Source organism: Microbacterium enclense (assembly GCF_001456955.1).
Classification (GTDB): domain Bacteria; phylum Actinomycetota; class Actinomycetes; order Actinomycetales; family Microbacteriaceae; genus Microbacterium; species Microbacterium enclense.
The window spans coordinates 367,072-378,511 of sequence record NZ_KQ758469.1; the positions used below are offsets into that span (position 1 = coordinate 367,072).

Sequence of the window (11,440 nt, forward strand, 5' to 3'; positions counted from 1 at the left end):
TACCGTCGCTCACGGAGGCGAAACGACATGACAGCGACCGCGCAGCTCGACACGACGCCGCTGACCGAGCCCGTCGACCGGGCGAAGGTGCGCGCCTTCACCGCCGAGCTGCGGGCGAAGGGCACCCTGCGGGGGCGCGCGCTGTCGATCATCGTGCTCGTCATAATCGGCCTCGCGGCGCTCTTCATCATCGGCCCGGTCTTCGTCTCGATCGCCCTGTCCATCGGCGAAGAGCGCAGCGGCAACGGCTTCGCCGTGATCCCGGTGCTCGTCGTCCTCGCGATCATCGGTGTCGTCGCGACGGCGATCGTGCGTGGTCTCGGCGGCGCGGCCGTCCGTCGCTACCGGTTCGACCGGTTCGCCCGCGCGAACGGCATGACCTGGCATCCGGGATACATGGATCCCGAGCTGCCGGGCATGATCTTCGGCCTCGGCCGCGACCGCGAGACGCACGACCTCATGCGGCGCCCGAGTCCGCGGTTCTTCGAGGTGGCCAACTTCACTTACGAGACCGGCTCGGGCAAGAACAAGCAGACGCACCGCTGGGGGTACGCCGCGCTCCGGCTCGACACGCCACTTCCCCACATCGTGCTGGATGCCGTGGGCAACAACGGCCTGTTCGGCGGATCCAACCTGCCGGTCACGTTCGGCCGCAACCAGCGCCTCAGCCTCGAGGGCGACTTCGACAAGCACTTCGCGCTGTACTGCCCCGAGGGGTACGAGCGCGACGCCCTCTACCTCTTCACTCCCGACGTGATGGCGCGCTTCGTCGACAACGCCGCCGCCCTCGACGTCGAGATCATCGACGACTGGCTGTTCCTCTACTCGCGGCGCGACCTCTCGACCCTCGATCCCGCGACGTGGCAGTGGCTGTTCACCACAGCGGCCGCCCTCGACGACAAGCTCGCCCAGTGGGCGCGGTGGCGCGACGAGCGCCTGACGGCGGCGCCGACGGCGGGAGCCGCGGCATCCGGTCTCCCGGCACAGCCGAGCGCGCTGCTCACTCCCCCGCCGGTGGGTGTCGCGAAGGGCGGGCGCAGGCTCCGCCGCGGCTTCTCGTGGGTGACCGTCGTCTTCGCCGTCGCGATCGGCGGGTGGTGGCTGTTGAGCATCGTGTTCGACCTGCTCGGGTCCTGACACAGCCGGCGGCGTTGACGCTGCGCCGAGGACCCTGAGCCCGTCGAAGGGTCCGAACCACGGCGCCGCACCCGTCCCGGCGGCCTCGACAAGCTCAGCCACCTCTGCCCGGGAGGGTCAGTCGAGCTCGCGGGAGATCGCGATCGTCTCGCTGACCGTGCCGCCCGCGCCCTGCACCGTCAGCGTGAACACCTGATCGGTGTCGCTGCACGCGAAAGCGAGCTCGGAGAAATCGGCGCTGGTCAGGTCGACCTCCGCCGCGGGTTGCGCCGCCGCATCGGTCGTCGCGATCCCGATCCAGGCGCGCTCGGCGCCGGCGGTGGTCCACGAGAACGTCAGCGGCACGGTGCTGGCCCGGTCGTCGGGGCACGCCGCTACCGCCGGCTCGACGGCGAAAGCCGAGATGACCGGGGTTTCCGCGGAAGCAGCCGGGGGAGTGGATGCCGCGGACGCGGGCGCCGCAGGCGACTCGGCCGCGGGGGAGTCGCCGGCCGTTCCCGAACTCGAGGCCGACGGGGCCGTCGACGGCGCCGCGACCTGCGGGTCGGACGAGCCCGTCGCCGTCACCGCCCAGATCGCGAGCGCGATGCCGCCGAGAACGAGCGCTGAGCCGATGACGAGCGCCGCGCGGCGACGGGGGAGAGGGGATGCCGTGCCGGAGGCCGTGGCATCCGAATTCTGCGCGGAGTCTTCGGGGTGGGTCATGGGTGGAGCTCCAGAGTGGGGACTCCGGGGAGGGGCGGGTGCCCCTCCCCGGAGCGGGGTCAGCGCGTCGAGGTGGTCGAGCGCGTCCGGCCGATCACGACCAGACCGACCCCGACCATGCCGGCCGCGAGCGCGAGCCAGCCCAGCGACGAGACGTCGTCAGCGCCGGTCTGTGCGAGCGATCCGGAGCCGGTGCCGGGCACCGGCGTGGCCGAAGCCGTCGGCGCGAGCGTCGGCGCAACCGTAGGCTCGGCCGTCGGCGCGACCGTCGGCTCGGCGGTCGGTGCGACCGTCGGCTCCGGCGTCGGCTCGACCGTCGGCGCAACCGTGGGCTCAGCAGTCGGCGCAACCGTCGGCTCCGGCGTCGGCGCAACCGTGGGCTCGGCCGTCGGCGTCGGGGTCGGCGTGGGCGTCGGCTCGATGTCGACCGGCTCCTCCACCGCCCAGAACACCGCGCGGGCGATGTCGCTGAAGGCGCCCACCGGGTGCGCGCGGAACGTCGGCGACGTGCCGAACACGAAGGCACGGCTTCCCGTCGCTCCGGTGAGCGAGACCGCCGACGCCTGGCCCGCGGCATCCTGGATCGCCTGTCCCTCGGTGCTGCGCCAGTGGCCGGCAACGAACGTGTTCGACGCGGCGTAGCGCTGCTCGACGGTGACTCCGGCTGCCGGGTTCGGGAACCACGCGAACGGGTAGCCGAAGGCGGTGTCCTGCGGGTAGTCGCCCAGCACACCGGCGGCGGGGGTCTCGACGCGGGCGATGCCGTTCGATCCGCGGGTGCCGGTGACAGCGGTGAGGGGAGCGACGTAGGTGTTCACGAACGCCGCACCGCCCGCGCCGCGCCCGACGACGGGGTTGCCGGCCGCGATGAACGCCTTCACCCGGTCGGCTCCGGCCTGCTGCTCCGCGGAGAAGCTCAGCCCGGTGCCGACGTAGAGCACGTCGACGCTCGACAGGTCGACCTCGCCCGCAGCGAGCGCTGCGGCGGTGACCGGCACGAGTCCGGTGAAGCCGAGCTTGGTCAGCGCGTCGCGGTCCCCCGCGTCGCCGACGTAGCCGACGCGCACGCTGCGCAGCTCGGTGGCGTCGGCCGGCGCTCCGGCGACGAGGGTGAAGTCGACGCCGAACAGGTCGGCCGCCAACTCGGCCGCCGCGCGCGATGCCGCCCCGGAGCCGAGCACGATGGTGCCGTCGGAGAGCTGTGAGAGCGGGATCCCGGAGGCGAGCAGCCCGTTGACGGCCTGCCAGTCGGCGACGCCGCGCGGCTCAAACGCCAGCGAACCCGCGCCGGGGGGAACCGACCCGGTCAGCGGCGCCTCGGTCACGGCCTCGAGGGCGGTGGTGGGCGCGGGATCCGTGGTCTCGCCGATGCGTGCGACGTCGGCGCCCCACAGCAGCGCGAGGCTCCACGCGGAGATGTCGTACATGTCAGGCACGCGATCGGAGATGTCGGATCCGTCGGCGAGCAGCACGTTCGCGAGCCCGCGGAGCGGCTGATGCATGTCGACGTAGAACGAGCCGGCCGGGTAGTCCACCCCTTCGAGACGAGCGGCCTGCGTCAGCCGTTCGACCCGGATGCCGTTGACGAGCAGCTGCTGCACGAGCGTCTGCGCGTCGGAGTCCGAACGCTGGCCGTCACCCACGGGGATGACGTAGGCGCGCGGGAAGTCGGCGTTGTAGATGTCGGTCTCGTCCCAGATGTCGGTCCACTCGGTCGGCACGCCGGGCGCGAGGTCCGCCGGAGCGATGTCGGCGGGAATCACGCGGCTGGGCTCGCCAGCCTCGCCGCGGCGGAAGATCTCGATCTGGTTCTCGAGCAGGGCGTCGCTGTGCTCGTCGACGTAGTCCACGACGGTGTCGATGACGACCTCGGCGACCTCGATGTTCACCTTCGCGCGCGCCGGCTGGTCACCCGAGCGGCCGAGCGGCAGCTCCACGGTGTTGGTGATGGCGCCCTGGTACGCCACGTACTGCGGCGCGAAGATCGGGGGCCAGTCGTCCCAGCCCGACCGCTGGTCGCGGTAGGGGATGTTGATGAAACCGGTGTTGGTCTCGGTCACGCTGTCGGTCGCCGGGTCGTAGTACGTGTTGCCGGGGATGTTCGCCGCGGTCACGGCATCCTCGATCTCGAGGGCGGTCGCGTAGGCGTGGGGCACGAAGAGGTCGTACTCGTAGTTCTCGCCGTGCGGCGGGCCGCAGGGCTCGACCTGCAGCACGCTCGTGTAGCCGTGCAGGTCGATGAAGTACGTCGGCTGGATGACGCTGGCGAGGTCGCGGACGATGGATGCCTCGGCCGTGGCGCCCGTGATGAAGTCGCGGTTCGGGTCGTAGCCGTTGGCTGTTCCGCGCTGTCCGAGGGCGCGGCCGTCGGGGTTGTTGGTGACCGTGAAGTACACGCGGTGGTCGCTGAGCATCTCGGTGGTCGCCGGGTCGGTCGACGTCGCCAGGTCTTCGATGTAGTTGAGGGTGGCGTCGGTACCCTCCCACTCGTTGCCGTGGATGTTGCCGTTGAACCACATCGGCACCTTGTACTCGCTCTGCAGCGTCGCGTCGGCGGCCGCGGCGGCCGGGTCGGCCTTGATGAGGTCGCGCCAGTCGGCCTGCTGGGCCGTCTGCGCCGCGGTCTCGGGCGTCGTGACGGTCACGAGGTAGATGTCACGACCCTGCGCCGACGTGCCGACGACCTGCGCCGAGACACGGTCGCTGGTGTCCATGAGCGTGTTCAGGAACGGCGCGATCTCGTCGTAAGGGCGCACGCCGCGCGCGATGGAGGCGTCTTCCGGAAGGTCGGGGAACACCTTCAGCTCGGACTGCACCGGGTAGCTGGCGGGCATGTCGATCAACGGCGACACGGGTCGCACGATGTTCAGCGAGGGGGGAACCATCGCGGCCGAGGCCGGGAGGGCGGCGAACACGGTCGTGGCGGCGAAGCCGCAGACGACAGTGCCCGCGAGAATGCGTCTCTGCACGGGATCTCCATCAGGGTTGCGTGCCGTGCATCGTGGAGCATCACGCACGGCGACGGGGGGCGATTCGGTTGGCCGAACCTGAAAGGAACCTATGGATGCCGTGTTACGCCGCGGTGACGGGCGTGCGCTCGGGTGTTACCGCTCTCGGGGAACGCTTCGTTCTGTGGCCGGGTCGGGGCGGGTTAGCGCGCGCGCAATCTCCGCGATGTGCGCAATCTCCGCGATGTGCACAACCTCCGCGATGTGCACAATCTCCGTGGCATCCGCCGCTCGGCGACTGAGGTTGTGCGCATCGCCGAGTTTGTGCGTCGCCGTCGTGCGCGCACGGCCTTCCGGCGGAGACGGTGGCCCTGCGTGCGCGCGTCGGCATAGCCGTTGTGACCTCCGGTGTCACCGTCGAAACCGCTCCTTCGTGCAGACGGGAGGATGGATGCCATGACCTCCCCCCAACGCGTGCGTTTCGGCTACTGGACCCCGATCTTCGGCGGCTGGCTGCGCAATGTCGACGACGAGCAAACGCCCGTCTCGTTCGCCCACATCGCCAAGATCGCCCGCGCGGCCGAGGAGGGCGGGTTCGACCTCACGCTCATCCCCGAGCTGAACCTCAACGACATCAAGGGCGTCGAGGCGCCGTCGCTCGACGCGTGGGCGGTGACGGCGGGACTGGCGGCGGTGACGTCGTCGCTGGAGCTCATGACGGCCGTGCGCCCGGGGTTCCACAACCCGTTCCACACCGCGAAGCAGGCCGCGACGATAGACGAGATCAGCGGCGGGCGGTTCACCCTCAACGTCGTGTCGGCGTGGTGGGCCGAGGAGGCGAAGCAGTACGACGGCCTCTTCAGCGCCCACGACGATCGCTACGCCCGCACGATCGAGTGGGTCGAGGTGCTGCGCGGGCTGTGGTCTCAGACGCCCTTCGCGTACGAGGGGGAGTACTACCGCACCGAGGGCACGTACACGGAGCCGAAGCCCCGCGTCATCCCGCGTCTGTACGCCGGTGGCGAGAGCGAGGCCGGTCGCGCCTCGATCACGCGCTTCGCCGACGCCTACCTGACCCACGGCGGCACGCTCGAGGAGCTGTCGGCCAAGGTCGACGACATGCGTCAGCGGCGCGCTGCGGCGGGCGCGACGCCGTTCGAGGCGTTCGGCATGGCCGCGTACGCGATCGTGCGCGACACCGAGGAGGAGGCGCAGGCCGAGATCGCGCGCATCACCGACGTGCGCGGGGGAGCGGCTTACGGCTCGTACCAGGACTTCGTCAGCAAGTCGAAGCTCGACACCCCGGTCGACCTCAAGGAGTACTCGGTGTCGAACCGCGGCCTGCGGCCCAACCTCGTCGGCACGCCCGACCAGGTCGCCGAGCGCATCGTGGCGTTCGCGAACGTCGGCGTCTCGACGCTGCTGCTGCAGTTCTCGCCGCACCTGCCCGAGCTGCAGCGCTTCGCCGCCGAGGTCATCCCGCGCGTGCGGCGCCTGGAGGCGCAGCGCGACGCGTGAGGCGCGGGCTGCGGCGTTGGCGCGAGCACGCCGAGCCCGCCCCAGCCGCCGAGCCCCGCGGCACGACCCGCGCCGCGCACGCAGGTGGCTGAGCCCGCCCCAGCCGCCGAGCCCCGCGGCACGATCCGCGCCGCGCACGCAGGTGGCTGAGCCCGTCGAAGCCACCGGGCCCGGTATAACGCCCGGACCCTTCGACAGGCTCAGGGACCTCCGCCCCAAGGGTGCTCCGACCGCACGCCGGAAGCGCAAGGTGCCGCGGCGGCGGGCCTACACCGCCGCGCGGAGGGCCTGATCGAGGTCGGCGATGAGGTCTTCGGCATCCTCGAGTCCGATCGACAGGCGCACGAGTCCGTCGTTTATGCCGAGGCGATCGCGGGTCTCTTGCGTGAAGCCGATGTGCGTCGTGGTCGCCGGGTGCAGCGCCATCGACCGGGTGTCGCCGATGTTCGTCATGCGGCTGAACAGGCGCAGCGCGTCGAAGAACCGCTCGGCGCCGTCGCGCCCGCCGCGCACCGTGAACGAGAACACCGAGCCCGACAACCCGCCGTAATCGCGCACCGCGAGGTGGTGCTGCGGGTGCGAGGGGAGTCCGGCGTAGTCGACGCTCTCGACGGCGTCGTGCTGTTCGAGCCACTCCGCGACGGTGCGAGCGCTGGCGAGATGCTGCCGCATGCGCACCGACAGCGTCTCCATGCCCTGCTGCAGCAGGAAGCCGTTGAGCGGCGAGAGCGCCGGTCCGGTGTCGTTGGCGATGCCGAACCGCAGCGACAGCTCGAACGCGCGGGGTCCGAACGCCTCGACGAAAGAGGCGTGCGCGGCGATCGGCGTGTCGGTCAGGGCGGGGTAGGGGCGGTCGGATGCCACCCAGTCGAACGTTCCGCCGTCGACCACCGCGCCGGCGAGATTGGCTCCGTGACCCGAGAGGAACTTGGTCGCGGAGTGCACGACGATGTCGGCGCCCTGCTCGATCGGGCGGACCAGGAAGGGGGTCGCGATCGTGTTGTCGACGACGAGGGGGATGCCGTGGCGCTTCGCGATGCGCGCGACGGCGGGGATGTCGACGATGTCGTTCTTGGGGTTGGGGAGCGTCTCGGTGAAGATGGCCTTCGTCTCGGGGCGGATCAGGGCGTCCCACTCGGCCTCGTCGGTCGGGTCCCACACGTACTCGACCGTGACGCCCATGCGCGCGAAGGTGCGGTCGAACAGCACGCGCGTGCCGCTGTAGATGCTCGCCGTCGAGACGATGTGCTCACCGGAACCTGCCAGTGCCAGCAGCGACACGGTGATGGCCGCCTGCCCAGAGCCCACCACCATGGCGCCCGAACCGCCCTCGAGCGAGGCGAGTCGGCGTTCGGCGACCTGGTTGGTGGGATTGGCGTTGCGCGAGTACAGGTGACCGAGGTCGGCCCCGGCGAATCGATCGGTTGCCTCTTGGAAGGAGGCGAACCGGTAGGCCGCCGACAGGTGCACCGGGGTGATGCGCGAGCCGTGCGTCAGATCTTCTTGCTCGCCCGCGTGCACCTGACGCGTGGCGAAGCCGAAGCCGTGCCAGTCGGTGTGCGGCACGCCCGGCTCAGCCACGGAGGGTCTCCACTTCGCGCGGGAGGAGCGAGCCGAGCCAGCGCGCGATCTCGCGCGGGCCCGAGCGGGGGGCGGATGCCTCGACGTCGGGGTTGTAGTTCGTGTTCGTGTTGACGTCGTAGGTCACCGTGCGGCCGTCGCGCGTCTCGATGAACTCGATGCCGGCGATGCCCACGCCCTCGGCCGCGAGGAACGCGAGATAGCGGTCGAGCAGAGCCGGGTCGACGTCGTCGCGCAGGCGGAAGAGGGGCTCGGGCTCGACGCCGTCTGCACCGGGGATCGCGCACGCTTCGGCGGGGCACAGCTCGAAGCTGCCCGTGCTCGTGTCGACCCGGACGGCGTAGACGAAGTCGCCCGCGACGAACTCGGCCCGGGTGATCGAGGAGTCGCGGCCGACCAGCAGCTCTTGCAGCAGTGTGATGCCGTCGGGCGACGGCTCGTAGTCGGGGCTGGTGATCCACTCCGCGAACGCCTCGACCGAGTCCCACCGCCGCACGCCCAGGCCCTTGCCGCCCTGGTTGTGCTTGCTGATGAACGGTGCACCGAAGCGCGCAGCAGAGGCGGCCAGGTCGTCGGTGCCGAAGACGGCGAGCGTGCGCGGAACCTCGATGCCCGCGTGCCGCAGCGCCGCATGCTGAGCGACCTTGCTGACCTCGAGCTCGAGCACGTCGGCGCCGTTGATCACCGTGCGCCCCCACGAAGCGAGCCAGCGCAGGACGGCGCGGCCGAACTCTTTGCTGTGGGCGTGATCGCGCGTGTGCGCGGAGGCGCTCAGGCGCGACCAGAAGACGCCGTCGGGCGGCTCGACCGCGAGATCGATCGAGCCGTCGGTGAGCAGCCACTCTTCGAACGGCACCCCCTCGGCCTCGAACGCCGCGGCGAACGGCGGAATCCACTGCGGATTCTCGTGGATGACATAGACCTTGCCCGACATTCCGCCAGGCTAACGCGCCCCTCCGACATCGCGATGAACAGCGCGTCACGAGACGACACCCGCGCTCCGGCAGGGGTGCATGGCATCCGGAATCTGTATCGTTGCAAGGCTCTGCCCGCAGGAAGGGATGCCATGACCTCCGACTACATCGACGCCAACCGCGCCAACTGGGATCAGCGTGCCACCCTGCACGCGGCACGCGACGGCTCGGGGTACGGCGTGCAGCGGTACGTCGCCGACCCGGGGGCGCTATCGGACGTCGTGCGCTTCGACCTGCCCCTGCTCGGCGACATCACGGGTCGGCGCGCGGTGCATCTGCAATGCCACATCGGCACCGACACCCTGTCGCTCGCGCGCCTGGGCGCCCGTGTGACCGGCCTCGACTTCTCCGAGAACGCCGTCGCCGAGGCCCGCCGTCTGGCCGCCGAGGCCGGTGCCGAGGTCGACTTCGTGCAGGCGGATGTGCGGGATGCCGCGAGCGTCCTGCCCCGCGGAACCTTCGACCTCGTCTACACCGGCATCGGCGCGCTGTGCTGGCTGCCGTCGATCACCGACTGGGCGGGTGTCGTGGCCGACATGCTGGCGCCCGGCGGCACGCTGCACATCCGCGAGGGGCACCCCGTGCTGTGGTCTCTGAACGAAGAGCTGCCCGGCCTCGCGCTGACGTTCCCGTACTTCGAGCAGTCGGTGCCGCTCGAGTGGGATGACGCCGGCACCTACGTCGAGGTCGCGGCACCGATCACCGCGACGCGCACGTACGAGTGGAATCACGGTCTCGGCGAGATCGTCACCGCCCTGCTCGACCGCGGCCTGCGCCTCGACACGCTCGTCGAGCACGACAGCGTTCCGTGGGAGGCGCTCCCCGGCCGCATGACCCAGCGCCCCGACGGCGAGTACGCGCTGACGCAGCAGCCCTCGGTCATGCCGCTGAGCTACACGATCCGCGCGTCGAAGCCGCACTAATTTCAGCTCGGCGCGGGTGACTCACGTCGTGAGAACGGGTGCGGTTATCCACACCCCACCCCGGCCGAGCGGCCGACATGCCTAGATTCGGCGGATGCGCTACTCCGTGGATTCCGCCGGCGTGGCGGCCATCTTGTCGTCGGTCGCCGTGCATTTCGACGACGTGGTCTCCGAGGTCAGCCGAACGCTGACCGCGGTCGACGACGCCGCGTCTGCATTCCGTGGTGACGGATCAGGCGCCGCAGGTTCCCAAACCCGCCCATGAACGCACCCGGAATCGGCCTGTGAGCCCGCGATATCTGGGCGTGATGGCGCTCGTGGCGGTGAGTGGCTTGCTCCTGGTCGGCTGCACTCGAGAGGAAACAGAACACATGACCCCCGAGCAGGCGCGCGACCAGACCATGAGTGTCCTCTACGGCACGATGAGGGCCTCCGGCATCACCGGGTGGATACCTGACGCCGAGGGGCAACCCCTTCCGCAGGGCTGCAAGGTCGCCGACGAAGACGGCGTCACCTTCGGCCACGGCGCGTACGCTCAGCCCGAGAATACTGACCCAGCAGCCGACGCTCAGCGGGTCGTTGACTATTGGGACACCCTCGGCATCCAGTCGCGCGTCGTCACCGACCCGGTCATCGTCGTATTCGGCTCCGGCGGACCGGTAAACGCGATCTCTTTCGCAACATCCCCCACGTACGCCATCAGCCTTGGCGGAATCTGCGTCCCCGGCGACCCGTTCGCCTACTACGACGGCCTTCCGACGCCGCCCCCGCCCGCACCGTGATGGCGTGACCGCTAGTCGCGAGAACCTTCTCCGTGTCAGGGTCGCCGCGGGAATGATCACCGGGATCGCGACGGCGACGAGAGCGTGACGAGATGAAGTTGTCGCCCCTCAGGGTGACGAAAGCGCGGCTCCTCCGACCGGTCGTGGAACGCTGATTCCTTCGATCTCGAGAGGACGGCGCTGTGTGGAACACGTTCGACCTGACCGTTGTCGTGACGGTCTACCTGGCTCTCACCGGCGCCGGGTGGGGCTTCCTCATCGACCCGCTGCGGCCCGCCACCCGGTGGGTGGCCGTAGTTTCGGTCGTGCTCACGGGCTTTGTGACCGCAAATCTGGCGCCCGACGCGGTGCTCTCCATCCCGGTGCTCGTGATCACCTTCGCCCTCGCCTCGTGGATAAGAGACCGGCGGTGGCGCGCAAGCCTCATTCGCGAACCGGCTGCACCCCGAACGCCGCCGCCTCCTCCTGCGTGAGCATCCGGGAGCGGATGAGGAAGCGCATGCCCGTCGGCCCCTCGACCGAGAACCCGGCTCCGCGGCCGGGCACGACGTCGATGGTCAGGTGCGTGAACTTCCAGTACTCGAACTGCGACTCCGACATGTACACCTCGATGGGGTCATCCAACCCGACCTCGATCGAGCCGAGGCGCACGTCGCTCGGGCCGGTCAGGAACATGCCGACCGGGTAACACATGGGCGAGCTGCCGTCGCAGCAGCCGCCCGATTGGTGAAACATCAGCGGCCCGTGCTTCGCCGTGAGTTCACGCAGGAGCGCGGCCGCGGCATCCGTCACATCGACGCGAGAGAGTTCTGGCATCCGTTCATCTCCTCGAAGCGGAATGGGGGCGACCCCCGAGCCGAAACCCGGGGGCC

Annotated in this window: 10 protein-coding genes; 5 read left to right on the forward strand and 5 right to left on the reverse strand. The window is 70.3% G+C overall.

The window, feature by feature from the left end; all coding sequences use genetic code 11:
- Positions 1–27: 27 nt before the first annotated feature.
- A complete protein-coding gene (locus tag AS029_RS07365; protein ID WP_058231930.1) occupies positions 28–1,137 on the forward strand; it encodes a hypothetical protein in 1,110 nt (369 codons plus the stop codon).
- Between the two features lie 117 nt (positions 1,138–1,254).
- Here AS029_RS07365 and AS029_RS17545 read toward each other — a convergent pair whose 3' ends face one another.
- Both AS029_RS17545 and AS029_RS17550 read right to left on the reverse strand, forming a co-directional pair.
- Positions 1,255–1,842 carry a hypothetical protein gene (locus tag AS029_RS17545; protein ID WP_058231931.1) on the reverse strand — a complete coding sequence of 196 codons (588 nt, stop codon included), beginning with the start codon at positions 1,840–1,842 and terminating at the stop codon, positions 1,255–1,257.
- Between the two features lie 59 nt (positions 1,843–1,901).
- On the reverse strand, positions 1,902–4,811 hold the full coding sequence (locus AS029_RS17550; RefSeq protein ID WP_058231932.1) for a M14 family zinc carboxypeptidase: 2,910 nt from the start codon (positions 4,809–4,811) through the stop codon (positions 1,902–1,904).
- A 435-nt stretch (positions 4,812–5,246) separates the two neighbouring features.
- Between AS029_RS17550 and AS029_RS07380 the strand changes: the two genes are divergently transcribed.
- Positions 5,247–6,308 carry an LLM class flavin-dependent oxidoreductase gene (locus AS029_RS07380; protein ID WP_217630065.1) on the forward strand — a complete coding sequence of 354 codons (1,062 nt, stop codon included), beginning with the start codon at positions 5,247–5,249 and terminating at the stop codon, positions 6,306–6,308.
- A 267-nt stretch (positions 6,309–6,575) separates the two neighbouring features.
- On the opposite strand, the gene AS029_RS07385 is transcribed toward AS029_RS07380, so the two are convergent.
- Together AS029_RS07385 and AS029_RS07390 are read right to left on the reverse strand one after the other, a co-directional pair.
- Entirely contained in the window at positions 6,576–7,889 is a 1,314-nt protein-coding gene (locus tag AS029_RS07385; RefSeq protein WP_082642207.1) for an O-acetylhomoserine aminocarboxypropyltransferase/cysteine synthase family protein, read from the reverse strand.
- Positions 7,882–8,823: an ATP-grasp domain-containing protein gene (locus AS029_RS07390; RefSeq protein WP_058231933.1), complete on the reverse strand. Its 942-nt coding sequence runs from the start codon at positions 8,821–8,823 to the stop codon at positions 7,882–7,884. The genes AS029_RS07385 and AS029_RS07390 overlap by 8 nt, the downstream gene beginning before the upstream one ends.
- A 132-nt stretch (positions 8,824–8,955) precedes the next feature.
- Here AS029_RS07390 and AS029_RS07395 point away from each other — a divergent pair, with 132 nt between their 5' ends.
- From AS029_RS07395 to AS029_RS07400, 3 genes are all read left to right on the forward strand, one after another.
- A complete protein-coding gene (locus AS029_RS07395; protein ID WP_058231934.1) occupies positions 8,956–9,786 on the forward strand; it encodes a class I SAM-dependent methyltransferase in 831 nt (276 codons plus the stop codon).
- A gap of 94 nt (positions 9,787–9,880) precedes the next feature.
- A complete protein-coding gene (locus AS029_RS17555; protein WP_167345239.1) occupies positions 9,881–10,051 on the forward strand; it encodes a hypothetical protein in 171 nt (56 codons plus the stop codon).
- A gap of 106 nt (positions 10,052–10,157) precedes the next feature.
- On the forward strand, positions 10,158–10,568 hold the full coding sequence (locus AS029_RS07400) for a hypothetical protein (RefSeq protein WP_139168048.1): 411 nt from the start codon (positions 10,158–10,160) through the stop codon (positions 10,566–10,568).
- A 423-nt stretch (positions 10,569–10,991) separates the two neighbouring features.
- Here the strand turns inward: AS029_RS07400 and AS029_RS07410 are convergent, their stop codons facing one another.
- Positions 10,992–11,384 (reverse strand): DUF779 domain-containing protein, encoded by a 393-nt coding sequence (locus tag AS029_RS07410; protein ID WP_058231937.1) that lies wholly within the window; start codon positions 11,382–11,384, stop codon positions 10,992–10,994.
- Between the last annotated feature and the right edge of the window lie 56 nt (positions 11,385–11,440).